General features: G+C 51.3%; 11 protein-coding genes and 1 pseudogene. 4 read left to right on the forward strand and 8 right to left on the reverse strand.

From position 1 onward, the window contains the following. Positions 1-43: 43 nt before the first annotated feature. The 5 genes from ACSQ13_RS04895 to ACSQ13_RS04915 form a co-directional block, all read right to left on the reverse strand. Positions 44-2,710: a DEAD/DEAH box helicase family protein gene (locus ACSQ13_RS04895; protein WP_295512853.1), complete on the reverse strand. Its 2,667-nt coding sequence runs from the start codon at positions 2,708-2,710 to the stop codon at positions 44-46. Continuing rightward, the gene (locus tag ACSQ13_RS04900; RefSeq protein ID WP_295512852.1) at positions 2,703-4,598 is read right to left on the reverse strand and encodes a site-specific DNA-methyltransferase; all 1,896 of its coding nucleotides are present in this window, start codon (positions 4,596-4,598) and stop codon (positions 2,703-2,705) included. Before ACSQ13_RS04900 ends, ACSQ13_RS04895 begins: the two co-directional genes overlap by 8 nt. A 12-nt stretch (positions 4,599-4,610) precedes the next feature. Continuing rightward, the gene (locus ACSQ13_RS04905) at positions 4,611-7,499 is read right to left on the reverse strand and encodes an ATP-dependent helicase (protein ID WP_295512851.1); all 2,889 of its coding nucleotides are present in this window, start codon (positions 7,497-7,499) and stop codon (positions 4,611-4,613) included. Positions 7,500-7,901: 402 nt separating this feature from the next. Then, on the reverse strand, positions 7,902-9,689 hold the full coding sequence (locus tag ACSQ13_RS04910; protein WP_295512850.1) for an ATP-binding protein: 1,788 nt from the start codon (positions 9,687-9,689) through the stop codon (positions 7,902-7,904). Positions 9,690-9,691: 2 nt separating this feature from the next. Then, positions 9,692-10,792 carry an SIR2 family protein gene (locus tag ACSQ13_RS04915; RefSeq protein WP_295512849.1) on the reverse strand — a complete coding sequence of 367 codons (1,101 nt, stop codon included), beginning with the start codon at positions 10,790-10,792 and terminating at the stop codon, positions 9,692-9,694. 165 nt (positions 10,793-10,957) lie between these two features. Between ACSQ13_RS04915 and ACSQ13_RS04920 the strand changes: the two genes are divergently transcribed. Continuing rightward, on the forward strand, positions 10,958-11,083 hold the full coding sequence (locus tag ACSQ13_RS04920) for a hypothetical protein (protein WP_295512848.1): 126 nt from the start codon (positions 10,958-10,960) through the stop codon (positions 11,081-11,083). Between the two features lie 327 nt (positions 11,084-11,410). Here ACSQ13_RS04920 and ACSQ13_RS04925 read toward each other — a convergent pair whose 3' ends face one another. Beyond that, positions 11,411-11,668, reverse strand: a complete 258-nt coding sequence (locus ACSQ13_RS04925) for a helix-turn-helix domain-containing protein (protein WP_295512847.1) — start codon at positions 11,666-11,668, stop codon at positions 11,411-11,413. A gap of 80 nt (positions 11,669-11,748) precedes the next feature. On the opposite strand from ACSQ13_RS04925, the gene ACSQ13_RS04930 reads away from it, so the two are divergent. The 3 genes from ACSQ13_RS04930 (at position 11,749) to ACSQ13_RS04940 (ending at position 13,613) form a co-directional block, all read left to right on the forward strand. After that, entirely contained in the window at positions 11,749-12,366 is a 618-nt protein-coding gene (locus tag ACSQ13_RS04930) for a hypothetical protein (RefSeq protein ID WP_295512846.1), read from the forward strand. 100 nt (positions 12,367-12,466) lie between these two features. Beyond that, positions 12,467-13,027 (forward strand): hypothetical protein, encoded by a 561-nt coding sequence (locus ACSQ13_RS04935; protein ID WP_295512845.1) that lies wholly within the window; start codon positions 12,467-12,469, stop codon positions 13,025-13,027. Next, on the forward strand, positions 13,017-13,613 hold the full coding sequence (locus ACSQ13_RS04940) for a DUF433 domain-containing protein (RefSeq protein ID WP_295512844.1): 597 nt from the start codon (positions 13,017-13,019) through the stop codon (positions 13,611-13,613). The genes ACSQ13_RS04935 and ACSQ13_RS04940 overlap by 11 nt, the downstream gene beginning before the upstream one ends. A 587-nt stretch (positions 13,614-14,200) precedes the next feature. Here the strand turns inward: ACSQ13_RS04940 and ACSQ13_RS04945 are convergent. Together ACSQ13_RS04945 and ACSQ13_RS04950 are read right to left on the reverse strand one after the other, a co-directional pair. After that, a pseudogene (locus tag ACSQ13_RS04945) lies at positions 14,201-14,842 on the reverse strand (ferritin-like domain-containing protein); the annotation flags it as partial. Continuing rightward, entirely contained in the window at positions 14,839-15,300 is a 462-nt protein-coding gene (locus ACSQ13_RS04950; protein WP_295512843.1) for a peroxiredoxin, read from the reverse strand. The pseudogene ACSQ13_RS04945 and the gene ACSQ13_RS04950, both read right to left, overlap by 4 nt. Positions 15,301-15,343: the final 43 nt, after the last annotated feature.

Here is a 15,343-nt window from a genome sequence, read left to right on the forward strand (position 1 = left end):
GCTCGTTGCGGGAGTTTTGGGGCCGAGTCCACACGAGCTCCTGTCAGGTGTCGAGCATAGCATCAGGTTGATACTGGTCCCAGCCATCCGGTGCTAAGAAGCCATCAAACTGTTCCTTGGTGACCAGTGCGTACTCGAACTGGTTGCCGACTGCCAAGAGTTCGGCAGCCTCTTTCTTTGCTAACACGACTGGATCATCTTTCTTCCAGTTAGACTTCACCTCAATTAGGTGTGCCTTGCCATCATCCCGGTAAACCAGAAAATCGGGATGGTAGTTGCAAACTGTGTGGGACTCTGGGTGGATGTAGTAGACCTGAAAACCGGACTGGCCATGCACGAGCATGCCAGTGAAGTAAATCTTGTCGGTCCGCTCATCCTTAATCACCCGCTCGAAGAACTCGACTTCGGGGGCGCTATCAAAGCAGTATGCATCCAAGTGGAACGATTTTGATCTTGTTCCATCAAACTTGGGATAGTCGCGTCGTTGAACCAAGTGCTCCTGAGCTTTGAAAGTGAACTCTGGCAACCTGTTGGAAGCATCGTTGTAGCCACGGATCAATTCTACTTCTTCTTCGACAGACTTCTGGAACTTTTCCACCTCGAAGAACGCATGGAACAGATGGGGCACCAAGATATCGTAGATGACATCATTAGCGGTGTTGACCGCTGTCAGCACCGCATCCAAGCCATCTTTTGTACTTTCCAGCGCGTCCTCGATGTCAAACGCCGAGATGGCGTCGCCGGAGAAGTAGCGGGCCAACTCACCGACCAGGGTCAGGCGTGAATAGGCTTTGTGAGACTGGCGGTCTGTAATGTCTTCAACCGATGTCGGCTTGTCTTTCAGGTGGGTGCGTCGCTCGACCTTGATCCGAAACTGTTCCATCGCGTCTTCTGACAGATCAATCTCAAGCGCATCCGGTTCGTCCTTCTTTACGGTGCTATACAGTTCCCGATGTCGCTTCATCTTGATGACGACTGGGGGCGGCACGGCGGTAATCTCAACCGTCACTGACGTGTCGTCCTTCTTCGGGCCAAGCTCATCCGTTGTGACACGGAAGTTTTGCTGAAGCTCGTCATCCAGGATCGCCTGGTTTTCGGCAGACAGATAGATGCGCCCTGTTTCCTGATGTGGACCGATGGCTCGAAGGCAGCGCATTGTGGATTGTAGAACAAAGATGCGCGACTTTGGCTTGCGGTAAAGCGCCACGCCGAAAAGTGAACGACAATTCCACCCTTCACCACCTTTGCCGACCAGCAGGATGAACTGTTTGTTTGATCCTTCAGTATCCAGGCGATTGAACTCACGAATGTCTTCGTTGGTGGTCAGACGAGAATCCCCAACGTTCCGCAGGATTTTATCGGAAGATACACCAAGGTCTGCCAGGACCTTCTCAATTGCCGGCTGGAGGTCTTTTTCCAGCTCCTCAATAGTCGATGCGAACAATGCCAGCTTGGGCAACATGCCTTCATGGCGAGTTTCACCAAGTTCGGTCCAGAAGTCCGTGATGACCTCACGCACAAAATCGTCTGACTTGATCGAACCCGTGTACGAAAAGAAATCCGGCTGCTTGAGGTATTTGTTGTCGATGGCAGGCTTCAGCCCATAAGCATAGACCACCTCCGGCATGATGCGGTCTTTGACGTATGGCGTACCTGTGAAGTTGTAGCAGCCTACCACGCTGCTCTTCCGGGCCTCCAGGGCCCTTGCAAGCTCGTCAATCGTTGTCCGCAACGCAGACGGCTGTCTGGCCTGCCCAAGGTCCTTTTCCAATGAAGCCCCCATCGAATGGTGGGCCTCGTCCACGTAGATACCAAGTTGCGGCAACCTGGCGATACGCTGGAACCTTGCATTCACAGCAAGGTCTGCGTCGGTTTCAGGGGCGTCCTCACCCAGCATCTCGTAAAGGTCACCATAAACTTCGGACAAGGTGCCCTTCTTCTCTGCAAACAGTTTGTCGGTGGCAGTTGGTTTGGCCGTCTTCCGCTTCAGGATGATCTTCTGTGTGTTCGAAATGATGATATTGAACGATGATCCATCCTGGGCTCCAATGGTCGAAGCTGTGTCATCCAAGAAATGGAACTTGAGGTTGGTGCGCAGGAAGTTGGCGTACTCCGGGGGGACCACCAGCGACAGGTCGAAGGTCTGTATTTCCTTGAGGGATTGGAGCACCGTCTTGTCCGGTGCGAACACCAGGGCGTTCCGGCAATACTTTGTGTCCTTGCCGAACTTGTTGGCCAGCAGGAACTCATAGAAGATCGTCGTCGCCATGAGGATGGTTTTCCCCAGGCCCATAGTCAGCGCGAAGATGTAGTTGGGGTAGCTCCTGGCCCGTTCACTCATCTTTGCGAACAGCGCGTCGTACTGATCTTCCCCGATGATCTCTTCGAAGCCGAGCAGCATTCCCTGACCCTGCTTGGACCCATCGGCCTTCACCAGCCCGTCGAAGATACCTTCGCCCTTGGCCCACTCTTTGAACAACTGGTGGACGTGGCGGTTCTCGCCGAACTCCTTGAGGAAGACATACATCTCCAAAGCTTCGAACTGGGGGCGGCGCAGATAGGCATCCGTGCGCAGGTCGGGGTCGTTGAAGTCCAACAGGTGCTTTGACAGCTTACGATACTTCTGCCGCACCCGCCCTTTGTTGGTCTGCACAAAGTGGTAGAGGGCATTGAAGAACGCGAAGTCCTGGTTGATTTTCTTCTTAGCCATTTTCGATCTCGCCTTCCCAGGATTCTGAAAGAAGGTCGGTGATCTTCACACGGATGGTCGATGCGTCTTCGGGGATCGGATAGCGGCCCGTGACCAATGCATCCTTCTCCGGCGCATCAATGAGTTCGGGGCTGAGGACGGCACCGTCATAGTTCCAATCCACCTTGATTGTCTCAACCAATTGCCGCCAGTCTTCGACCGCATCGGTGTCCATCGACAGCTTCTGGAGTAGGTTGAGGGGGTAGAAACCTGCAATCTCAAGGTGACCGTCTTTGATGACCAGCTTGGCATCTGACTGGCGTTTGAAGTGCAGGTTGGCCTTGTCACGGATCAGGTCAACGACCTCGACCTCGATGTTGAAGGGTTTGGCGGCTTTGACAAGTTCTGGGCCGATGTCCGGCTCGTGGCCCATACAGACCAGCATGATCCGATCCACTATCTTGGACGGGGCCTCGGCCTGACGGCGTTCATAGGCTTTGAAGTCCATACCATTGATGACCTCGTTAAGGTCCTGACGGGTGGCAATCCGGTTTACGGGCATGATCTTGACCAGGAACTGATCGCGCTGACCATCAAAGACACTGCTGGTGGGCAGCGGCTGAAGCTCCATGGCTTCCTTGATCAGTTCTTTCGCCTCAACAGGGTTGCGAAAAATGTCATAGTTGTTGACGTTGTAGACTTCGAAACCCGTATAGTGTCTGGGCACGTCTTGCGCATCAAGTAGATCGGCTTGCCCCGATTCAATTTCTTCGCGTCGTTTGTTCAGCCTGTGGACTGTGGTCTCAACCGCTCCCAAGTTGATATCAGCTCCGATGAACTTCCGGCCTAACTTCATTGCGGCGGCTTGGGTAGTACCGGACCCCATGAAGCAATCGAACACCAAGTCGCCTGGATTCGTTGTGGAGTGGATAATCCGCTCTAAAAGTTCTTCCGGCTTTTGGGTGGGGTAGGAAGTGTTTTCACCAGACCATGAGTCGACAAATTGTAGGTTTGTCCAAAGTGAACTGATTGGCAAGCCAGGCATCTCGTCGAGATATTGCTTGTAACGCGGCATGCCATTTTCAGTATAATATAAGCGACCATCGTCATGCAATTTTTGCATGTTTACTTCCGTGTATCGCCATGCCCTTGTATGACCATTCCAGTCATAACTCGGGCCGCGCCCCCCGGGTGCTGTTGTTGAACGAGAAAGCCATTTTCTTCCATCATCATCTGAATAGCGGTAATATGTTGAGATGTAATCTTCGGAATAGGGCTCGTAGGTCGGATTCCAAGTGCCTTCATTTCCTTTGCAGAAGACAAGAATGGTATCATGAACTGTCCCCAAAGTCTTAGCGTCGCCATGACCATGGCGGCGCTTAAAGATAATCTCATGCTTGAAAGCTGATGGAGAAAATACTTCTTCCAGCAGTGACCTGACATGATGGATTTTACGTTGATCCAGATGAACGAAGAGGTAGCCATTGTCTTTGAGCAATTCACGCAGCAATATGGCCCGCTCGTAGATGAACTGGAGATAATTGTCATTGGACCAGATATCTCCATACTGCTTCTCTTCAAACGCAGAGTGATCTCCTTTCGCATTCGCAGACTTCAATTTCACCGGCTTTTTGTAATCTGCTTTACTATCAAACGGCGGGTCGATGTATGCCAAAGAGATCGATCCACGAAAATCACGCAATAGATGTGACATGACTTGGAGATTGTCGCCCCAGTATAGCTTATTACTCCATCCATCAGATGAATCACCATAAGTCTCTTTACGTTGCGCTGGAAAATACTGCGTTCCGGTGAATGGACGTTTCCCAGTCCAACGCAACTCAGGAAAGCCTCTTATGGGTTGAAGATCAAATTCAAAGCTCTCAAATGATTCCTGCTTATCGGCCATTGCCAAAATCCCCTACGCTTTACAAAACGTCATGTCACAGAACGCCTGAAAGTCACAATTTTTGCAGAGCCGTTCTGGCCGCTCTGATATGCCGTAGTTCTTTTCCACGATGTTGTGGATGACGGAATCAACTTTGGCAATTGTGCCTTCAACATCAGTGGTCTCGCGGTTGAACGTTATCCGTGGGTTCCCTGCCTCTTCACCCGTGTAATACAGCGTCATTCGGCTGACCTCTACCTGGCGTTTCTCTTCCAGCAGGTGGGCATAAATTTGAAGCTGGCGGCGATAGCGGCTGAGCCGATCCGCCTCATCAATCAGGTCCGGTTTCTTCTCTGACTTGAAGTCGATGATCTCATACGACCCATCATCGGCCTGAACAAGGTCCACGGTTCCCGTCAGAATGTAGTCGTCCTTGAGCAACGACAATTCTACCTCTGCATCCCGCAGCCGGTGCCAGTGTGCCCGTTCCCGATCCACATAGCTGGTCACGTGGCGCTTGGCGATCCTGAGCACGGGTTCGGCGAGGTAAACCCGTTCCTTCTTGGTCAGGTTGGCATAGTTCACATCAAACCAGGACGTGATCTGGTCTGACGTTACCTTGCCTTCCTCGCCCCGCAGGACGGCCTTGTGGATGTCTTCGATGGTCTGGTGAACCAGTGTGCCAAACAGGATCGCGTTGGTTCGCACAGGGGCAAATTCGAGGTCTTTGAACAGGCGGTACTGTTGGGGGCACCCCTCGAACACCAACACGTCGGATGTGAACGAATAGCTCTGCTTGATGTCCACCTCTTTGACCTCGGCCAGGTCGATGGTGGCAGGGTCAAACGTCAGCGTATTCCAGGGCTTCAGGTCGTCGTACACGGGCCGGAAATAGGCGGCAGGCACATTGCGCTGCCCACGGCCCTTGGGAGTGTTCTCTTGGCATGTCAGGACCAGCATGTTCTGGGCACGGGAGAACGCGGTGTAGAACAGTCGCCAGAAGTCGAAGGTCTTGATCCGGTCCATGGGCTCGAATGGGTCGCGCCCGCTGAACTCCTGTTCCAGCATGACCTCCATGTCGGTGTATTGCTTGCGGGGTACAGCATCCAACGATCCGACGATGACAATCGGGAACTCCAGCCCCTTGGACTGGTGGATGGTCATGAACGATACACAGCCTGATGGGGCGTATTCACTCTCATCCTCATATTCTTCGATGCCGCCATCCCAGAGGAACCGGAAGAAATAGTTGAAGAGCATTAGTAGGTCACGCTCCAGGCGGTCAGGCCGGATCACGATGACGTTGTAGAGATATTCGTACTTGTTCAGGAGGCGCGAAAGTTTGGAGAGGTTCCTCGCTGGCCTGCTGTCCCTTACGCCACTATGGGCGATGCCTTCATCCAAGAAGCGACTGAAGGTGGGGAACTGCATCAGGTCGTAGAAGAGGCCGGAGAACGGGTAGTTCGTGTTTTCGGACAACGACAGGTGCGACTTTGCCATACCTGCTGCCCATGCCATGATCTGTGGGTCATCGCCCGACTTCAACTGCGCGATGAAATCGCCAAGGCAGGCGTCATAGAACTCCCAGACTTGCAGGGTCATGCCTTCACGGGTTTGCCGGATCGATCCGTATTGCGGAAACAAGAACAGAAGTGCCCCTATCAATAGGCGCACTTCCGTCCGTTCAAAGAACATGTTCGAGCGCGGCGCATAGATCGGGATGCCAGCGACTTCCAGATCGTTGGCAAAGGCAACAACCTTGGCATTACGCACCGAACGGAACAGGAATGCGACCTGGTTCCAATCCTTGATAATCCCTTTGGAACGCATTTCTTTTAGGAAGCCAAGCGTTTCATCCGCCCAGTTATCGCCCCCGTCATCTCCTGAAACCTTGAAGACAGTTGGATGGGCTGGTTGCGCATTTTTGGCAGGCTCGATGGTCTTGTCGAACCGGAAACTTGTATCGCCTTCTGACCAGTCCGCCATATCCATCCACTTGTTGTAGAAGTCGATGATGGGTGGCTCTGATCGGTAGTTCTTTGTCAGCCTCACCTGCTTGCAAAGGCCAACTGGAAATCGTGAAGGAAACTCCAGGATGTTGCGGATCGATGCCCCGCGAAACCTATAGAGCGCTTGATCATCGTCCCCGACGACACAGAGGTTCCGGTGCCCCTCCGCAAGTTTGAGAACGATGCGTTCCTGAATGGTGTTTGTGTCCTGGTATTCATCGATCATCAGGTAGTCGAAACGTCCCTGGATTTGCTCGCAGACTTCGGGCTCATCAAGCAGGCGCAGCATTTCGACCTGGATTGTCGAGAAGTCCAGGTAATTGTATTCTGACAGGAGACGTTGGTAGATCTTGTAAGCTTCGCCAGACGCCTTCATCTCCGGCGTTTCACTTGCAGCAAGGCTTTCAGAGGTAATGCCTTCTTCACTGATTTTGTTGAGCCATGCCATCAACACGCCAGCGAAGCGCCAGGACGACTGTGGCCCCCTGAGTCCCAAGGCTTCTTCAATCCCATCAATGCCACGGAACTCGCCCGCTTGCTGAAACAAGAAGTATTGCTGATCGAACTGATCGAGAACCGTATAGTTCTTCTGGATACGCGTGTAGGCTCTGAACTCTTCTATCAGCTTCAGAAAGATCGAATGAAGTGTGCCGACAGTCAGGTCGAGTGGATTGCCCAGGTTCTCGATGCCACCCAGCCGTGATGTGATACGGGTGACCAGTTCCTTCGCTGCTTTCTCTGTGAAGGTTGATACCAAAACCCGTTCTGGCTCGATTTTTTTGGTACGCAGGATGTTTGCAACTCTCTCAACCAGACAAAAGGTCTTCCCGGAGCCAGGTCCAGCAACTACCAGCAAAGGCCCATCAAGTTCATCAATGACTTGAGTCTGTTCAAGGTTGGGAGCTGTTCTCATGGCAAACGGTCCTCATGCTTTCGTGACCCAATATTCAACGGCTTGACGTCCCATTCCAATGGCTCAGAACATACGCTCTCGAAAAAATATTCTGCATTTATGATTTGATGGCCTGTCAGGAAAATGGGAAGTGAGCACTGGTATCTCTCAATGTGGATCGCCTCAGGTAGAAGAACTGGTGCGGCCAAGTGTTTTCAACCCAAGATTTCAACATTGGCCTCAAGGACAACGGTTGGTTCTCCTCTGGGACCTAAAGATTGTAGCTGGATAACGACTGTAGACACTACTTGCCTAATGGGATCAAGATGCCTTCATGTCGGTCGATGGAGGCTATCCTTCTTCAAAATATGCCATATTGGACAATTTCGCAGTATGCACCTAACGGCTAACTGGCTGAATCCTTCAATCAGCCTGGCCGCCCCACAGTTCAAAAAGATCGACATCACTGCTATCTGGTTCTTGCTTCTTTGAAAGTTTGTCAATTTGCATAAGCATAGGAATTTCAAAACTGGTACCCGTCACGACGCAGGCACCTTGTGGGAGTGTCGGTATCTGCCCACGAGAGAGGCTATCCAGGGTCGATATCGTATTTTCCAAAAGCGCCAGGTCTCGATCATTTACAAGGCGATGTATGAAGTAGTTATGGAGTTGAGAAACAACAGTTGGTGAGATATCTGCCGGGCGTTGACTGGCAAGCGTCAGAAATACTCCGAATTTCCGACCCTCTTTGATAATTTCCTCGAATAACTCAAGGCGATAGTCTTTCCAACTTTCTGCTTCGCGGTTCGATTGCTGAGAAAGTATGTTGTGTGCCTCATCGATGATCAAATGAAGGGTAGTCGAGGGTGGACTCGTCACAATGTTTCTATGCTGCTCATAGTAGTGCTTCGCGATAAGAATGGGCAGGATTTTCTTCACGTCCTGCTTGCATTCCCGCAGAGAAATAACGGTTACGAGCTTACTATTATCATCGCCGACTTCACCAACTGAAATGACTCTCGAAAACTCTTCTTTAAGGGCATCGATTCTCCGCAAGAGCGGTTGGATGTGTTCGTATTGCGCAGAGCCGAATTGGGCGTCGTTAATCAACTGAAGACCCGCGCGAACCTGCAGTTCCGAGAACCCTTTGAGGTCATGCAAATTAAGCTGAGAAATTTTCGGCGCGAAGATTTGGCTGAAATGCAGTTCGTTATCCGGGTACCGAGTGCCTTCTTCCAGGATAATATAAAAACTACGATTAGTATTGTTCCAGCCTACCTTGCCTATTAACTGAGCAAAATCCTCGGCATCGGGTATGTGCCTAACAAGAGATTTAATTTGTTCAAGCGCCTCAACGCTGGGATCCGTTGAACGCAGGACCTGTGTTATTGTTTTTTGAGCATAGTTCGTTAAGCTATCATGAAAGTCGATGAACCTCGCGCGCCCAGATATAGTCCGCTTCAGAAATGGTTTTTGCGTGTTAGTCGTGGCTTGAAAGAGAATACCAAGCGTTTCGGCATCCCAAAACTCATCATCGTGAATCCTAAATCGGTCCCCATCGCGATGGCGCGTTGTTAATCGTATAACTTTCTTGTGGTCTGCTCCAACAAGTTGTCCCTGGGTATATTCCCCGTTGAAATCAAGGAACACAAACTTGCTGGTGTCCCCAATGCTTTCCGTCCTGTTCGCGAAGAGTACAGTGAACAGCTTTGTTAACGTATTCGATTTCCCGCTACCTGTATTTCCGAAAATGCCTAAATGTGACTTGAAAATTTTTTGCCAGGGAAGAGAAACCGGTAAATCTTCTTTCAACAGCTTTCCTATGATGTAACTGTCGGAGGGGTCCTTTTCGAATATGCTGCTGACCTGTTGTTCAGATAAAAGTCGAGCAATATCTCCAATCTTGGGGAGGTATTTTATACCATCCTTGAAGTGATCATCCTCAAAATAACCAATTGGGCGGAGTTTTAACTTTCGTGTGTATATTTTCTCGCTGGCTTCAGTTTCAAAATGCCGCTCATCCAAGTACTCACCTTCGACAGTGCAGACAATCTCGCGAAATCCATGTGAAATAGATACGAACTCCCTGATAGAGACGCCTTTGAACCTTTTGCCTTGGTAAAAATGGGTCTCATGATTTGAATTTTCGAAAGCTCTAATGGAAACTTCGACTCCCATTACTGCAACGACTTCGCCGATTTCAATGCTCATGATTATACACTCGGTGATTTAGTTGTGAAAACTTCATCGTTGAATGCTGTGAAGTTAAGATCACCATCTAAAAGTACCAACTCTACGTTCGCAAAGCCGAGGAACTTCTGTTCCATCGAGTCTTTTTCTGCGGCGTCGAAGCAACAAACGTACATATGAAGGGATGGGTTCGAGAGTGATCTCTTTACGAGGTTAAGGATGTGCTCATCTGCAAACGAAAACCCGAATGCTATGAAAACAGTATCTGGCTTCTCAAGCTCATAGCTTAGCAGCCTCAACATTTGGTAATAGTGTTCTTCGAAAACTGTTTCGTGAAACTTCCATTTCGTCGGGTTTACAATCGGAAGCGCCTTGTACGATTTTGCAAAGTTTTCATTTTCGGTGCCAACGATCTCCGCATGAGGGTTGAGGTCAGTATCGCACTTGGTTCCATCCATCAAACAATCGCAAAAATTTTCGTCCAACCGAAGTGGAACGCCTTCTACCCGCTTCCTGGCTCTCTCGACGTTGTAGTCTACCTCGATTTTGTCGCCATCTTTGTACCAGTAAACGCTACCATGTAGCTCAATAAGGTTTATTTGAGGGACGCTTTTAGAATGACGGTCGAAGACCCCGTGGTCTTGAAAGTACCTACTGAAATTTCGAGCATTCAGGGTGCGTTTGACGAATCCATCAGTGCCGTTGTTAAGGTGGAAATCAAACGAACCTTGCCTCAAGAGTGCTTCTGCGGTGTGGGCAATCATCCCATCGTAATTGGTAGTGAAGATGTTGGCGCGCTTCTTAACACTCTTCTTGCTTAGTATACTCAAAATCGTTTCAAGAAACTGGCTATAGTTTCTCGTTGTAGTGTTTGGCGTTATTCTCTGGTGGTCGTAAGCTGCGGCAGGAAGAATGACTTGGTGTACATACCAAGAAAATAGATGTGCGAGAAAATCGTCATTTCCTTCGTACATAGTTGCCAGCGTCTCTACGGTATGCGCTGCCTCGGAACCATGCTGCTTAATCTCCAGAGAAAGGGTAGGCAGCAAGCCGTAGGATGCCCCAGAACCAACTAAAAAATTCAGGTTCTTCTCGTAGATATCTGATTTATTGATCTTCGACAAAATGAATCGCCCTTTGTTTATCGCAGATAGAACAGCATTTTTGAGAAGTGACAGCACGCGCTTTCAGGCGAGCTATAGCGGAAAGTCGATTTTGCCCGTGAGAGGTAGCATATCATAGTGTGTTTCACGCCGCCGCAATCTTCTTCTGAGAAGAGGAAATGTCACATGACAAAGACTACTGTCACGGCTTTGTCCTATCAGCAAGGATTTACAGCTGTTCCTTTGACCGATATCCTGCTTACCGGTGTGTGGGATTTAATCCAAGATGCACCTGCGGAGCGCCAGCATTAACGGTGTCCCAGAGCAGTTTAGATAACGTGTTTATCGCGTGTGCAGTTGTATCCTCTCTGGGGGAAGGTGTCGGCTTGCTTCCCAGGATGAACTATTCGATGCGACTTCCCGTTGCGAGGTTCCAGTAGCCGTTGGCTTCATCCGGAACAGATCTGAGTATCCTGATGCACCAGCGGCTTCATGGCATGTTCGAACGTCGCGCGCTTGCGGTATACTCACATGAATACCGGTATAGAGGTTCAAATACTGAAACATACCGGATTTTTGCCGTAATTATAATCGCCTAAAGGTTGTGTGGCGAGTATAGAAACAGGCCGAGCCCAGATGTCACAGCCGGTGGTCCGGTTCGACGAACTTTGCTACTTTATTCAGCATTTCGTCCGCTCTACACCCGATGGCTCGGCAAAGAACAATCAACTCCACAACATCGATCCGGCGCTCTCCACTCTCGATCCTGGCGATCAGCGACTGATGACAGCGGAGCTTCTTTGCCAAATCACTCTGTGTCAGGCCAGCCGCCTGTCTTTCTGAAATGAGTTTTTTGCAGAGCGCTTGCTGCCCTGAGCTACGGATCGTGCCTGACACATGGGTGTTCCTTGTTGACGAGGAAGCACTAATCCGCGAAAGATGATTATCTAAAATTCAGATAATCATGAGGACTCAGGATGCACAGCCAAAGTGGAAAAAACGACGTGTTGATCAACGCCTCCATCGCTGCCCGACGAGCCCGCGACCAAGAGCTGGAAAAAGGACTAAAGGACCAGTCACTGGTAGAGCTCTTTAATGCAATTCTCGACCACGCCTTCCTGTTGCCGCTCATGGAGCTGAAGCTCAACAAATGCACCTCGTTCCAAGGGGGGCAAATCCTAACGCTACAAAACCTGGCCCTACCCTACTGCTTCAGCAGCACGACGCCGCTTATTTTTGGGAAAACTTTCATTGCTTTGGAACTGACTGAGATAGGTGAAAACGAATTTAGACATGCATTCGAGCATCTGCCAAATGGCCGACATTTGGCGTATTTTGAGGAGACGCTCTCGTCCTATTCATGCGTCGACGCCGGGACGGGAATTTGTGGAACACAGTCCTTCGTCGAGCGCGCGATCACATCAGCAGATCAAGCTTTGATTGAGCGGATGGTCGATGCTGAGACCGGAGCGCATTACTTCCCCTCCGATGAGCTTGCCAAGCTGTCGGGAATGTTTGGTCCCATGCGTGAAGCTGGCCATCCGTCGGCGGCAAGGAGCGGGGTTGTCGATTTGGCCAGCAAGAGAATTCTATAATCAGTGGTCGCTCTGTGCCGCCACCATAGCTCGACAACGGCGGCGTCTGAAGCCGTGATCACCAGCCAGGCAAACCAGGCCGACAGAGTCAGGACATTGAATGACTTCGAAAGATATTGAGAAATTTGCGGTGCTTGATTTCGAAGCATCCAGCCTTTCCGACAAAAGTTGGCCGATCGAAGTCGGTATATCCTGGATTGCCGAAGGAAAGGTCCAGACGTGGTCCTCATTAATCCAGCCGGATCCCAAATGGGACCTCTCAGACTGGTCACCCCAGAGCGAGGCGGTCCACAACATTCCGTTCCTGAGCCTTAAGAAAGCACCCAAAGCCGATCGTGTGGCAATGGATCTAATCGAAAGAGCTACGGGGCGCACTCTAATCTCTGACGCCCCGCGATTGGAACAGTACTGGCTGGAACAACTTCTCGGCAAGGACGCCGAAGCACCATCCCACCTGATCGAAGATTACCATGCGGTCAGCTTCGCTTTGTTCGACGGCTTTGCTTTGGATGTTCTGTACGAAAAGCTTGAACGGACAACAGTACCGCATCGCGCCGGACCCGATAGCGCCAGACTGGCTTCTGGATGGCTGAGAGCTTGTGAGCTTCAAAGACCGCGAGAAAGGGCCGATACTTCAGGAAGACCGCCGAATGGCCTCTGATTATATGACATTTGCCGACTTGCCGGTATCCATCTTGCGTCCACTCACATTGCCGGAGGTCTCAGCCATCGTTAATGCCAAACGCGGCACCATTGCTCGTATGATTAGTAGCGGATTTATCCCAAAGTCTGCTCTGACGAGACCTAAGAAAAATAGTCCTCGAACTGCGGCACCGCTGCTCAAGCCAATCGCGTGTCCAGTGGCCTATTTTGGCCTTACAACAGGCCGTTTTCTGAGCGAAAAGATGCGCCATCGGATGATACGAGAGATCGGTGGAATTGCGAGTGGCCGTTGTGTCAATCGTCCCTTTGAGGAAGGCGTACTGCGCATCGACTTGCCGAAATCGATCTCGGAAACGGTGTTAAAGATGGTCGACTTGGCCGCTGCAGAAGCAAACGTCGTGTTCGATCCTGAAATGCGAGGAGGGATGCCAGTCTTACGGGGAACACGGATTGGGGTTTATGAAATTGCTGATCTTAGCACAGTCGATCCAATTCATAACATTTTGGTGAATTTTCCGAGCCTCACTGAAAAGCACCTGGAACAAGCGATCCTGTATGCAAAAGCGCACCCACTCAAGGCATAAACAAGCTGGCTTTTCGACCTCAAGGCATCGCCAGATACGCCATCACCAGATTAATGCGGCTGAAGATCATTTTTGCGTGATCGTTCAGTTCGGCACCGAATATACACGGCCTGGTCGAAGGACTGCTTTTTTGAGTGGCTGCGGTTTCCTTCTCGGAGAGCGCGTCAACACGCTAAGAAGGGCATTCTCAATCAAGTGCCACAAATGATCTGGTTCAACTCGATCAGGACTTTAGGTCCTGCCGAGGCGGATTACATATTTATCACGGCAGTACTGACGATCAGGACCGTGCTCAACACGATCATAACCGAACACCTGGCCTCAGTCTTCCGCTAATGTGGCGCTGGCGTTCGGGCTCATGCGGCTAATCAGATGGAACATCAGACGACGGCTTTCGCCGCAATGAGGGCCGACCGCTCTCTTCAAAAAGGGCCGTAGGGCGGTCCTCATTGCATGCCGCGGCAGCGGCATCACTCAGGCGTATACAGGTTGACCATATACAGATGTATTTATTGACGTGCTATAAGTATTTGATATGCTACAGAAATTGTTCATACATATACAAAAGTGTTTCGTATAAGCAATCACTTCGACCCATAGGCCACATGGGCCACTTCCTCGGCATAGATCGTCTCGAGCGCCTCGACGGCCTGGGTGGCTTTGGCCTGTTTGAAAATCTTGATCATGTTGGGCGTCACATCCAGCCCGCGCGCCTCGAGGACCATCGGCACAACGGCCAGGCGGCCCATGAAATCATCCGCCGTATCTTCGGCTGCGCGCCACATGCCAGCATGGGCGGGCAAGGCCCCGTAATGGCTGCCCAAGGCCTCAAGGCAATCGCACATCAGATTGAAATGCTTGGATTCTTCATCCGCAGATTTGACCCAGTCATCATAAAAACCGATGGGCATTTTGATGTCCGTAAACCGCGCGATGATGTCCCAATGCAGGTCCACGGCGTTCAATTCGATATGGGCCACAGCATGCAACAAGGCGATGCGCCCCTCGGGGGAGCCGGGCTTGCGGTGGGGCACGTCGCGGGGCGACAGCAGTTCGGGCTTTTCGGGCCGTGCGGGCTGCATCGGCGGGTTGGCCGTGCCGATTTCGGGCTTTTCACCCGTGGCGCGGGCCGCACGCCACTGGGCCGCAAACTGATGCGACAGGGCGGTCTTCTCGCGGCCATCTGCGGTGCTCAAGACGGCTTCGGCCATTTGTGCCAGCGGCATCATAGCGCGCGCACCGCTTCCAACACTTCTTCGACGTGACCGGGCACTTTGACCTTGCGCCAGATCCGCGCGATGTTGCCTTGCGCATCAATCAGATAGGTCGCGCGTTCGATCCCCATGGATTTCTTGCCATACATGTTCTTTTCAACCCAGACGCCATAGCTTTCGGTCAGCGTGCCATCGTCATCGGTCAGCAACGGCACGGTCAGTTCATGTTTGGCGGTGAATTTGTCATGCTTGGCCATCGTGTCGCGCGACACGCCGAAAACCTCGGCTCCGGCGTCCTTGAACGCTTGCAGGTGCTCGGAAAAGCCGACGGCCTCTTTGGTGCAGCCGGGGGTGTCGTCGCGGGGATAAAAGTACAAAACAACGGCTTTGCCCTTGAGCGCCGACAGGGTCACCTCGCCGCCGCCGGTGACGGGGGCTGTAAAATCGGGGGCGGGCTGGGATATTTCTGACATGGGTCACTTTCTATTGTCTTGGAAGCCTTATCTTAGGGTGGCA

Source organism: Sulfitobacter sp. SH22, from assembly GCF_965641905.1.
Lineage (GTDB): Bacteria > Pseudomonadota > Alphaproteobacteria > Rhodobacterales > Rhodobacteraceae > Sulfitobacter.

What these genes read in the sequence shown, in the direction of transcription:
- ACSQ13_RS04895 (WP_295512853.1), bottom strand. Translation starts at nt 2,710, where the DNA reads ATGGCTAAGAAGAAAATCAACCAGGACTTCGCGTTCTTCAATGCCCTC.
- ACSQ13_RS04900 (WP_295512852.1), bottom strand. Translation starts at nt 4,598, where the DNA reads ATGGCCGATAAGCAGGAATCATTTGAGAGCTTTGAATTTGATCTTCAA.
- ACSQ13_RS04905 (WP_295512851.1), bottom strand. Translation starts at nt 7,499, where the DNA reads ATGAGAACAGCTCCCAACCTTGAACAGACTCAAGTCATTGATGAACTT.
- ACSQ13_RS04910 (WP_295512850.1), bottom strand. Translation starts at nt 9,689, where the DNA reads ATGAGCATTGAAATCGGCGAAGTCGTTGCAGTAATGGGAGTCGAAGTT.
- ACSQ13_RS04920 (WP_295512848.1), top strand. Translation starts at nt 10,958, where the DNA reads ATGACAAAGACTACTGTCACGGCTTTGTCCTATCAGCAAGGATTTACA.
- ACSQ13_RS04930 (WP_295512846.1), top strand. Translation starts at nt 11,749, where the DNA reads ATGCACAGCCAAAGTGGAAAAAACGACGTGTTGATCAACGCCTCCATC.
- ACSQ13_RS04935 (WP_295512845.1), top strand. Translation starts at nt 12,467, where the DNA reads ATGACTTCGAAAGATATTGAGAAATTTGCGGTGCTTGATTTCGAAGCA.
- ACSQ13_RS04940 (WP_295512844.1), top strand. Translation starts at nt 13,017, where the DNA reads ATGGCCTCTGATTATATGACATTTGCCGACTTGCCGGTATCCATCTTG.
- ACSQ13_RS04950 (WP_295512843.1), bottom strand. Translation starts at nt 15,300, where the DNA reads ATGTCAGAAATATCCCAGCCCGCCCCCGATTTTACAGCCCCCGTCACC.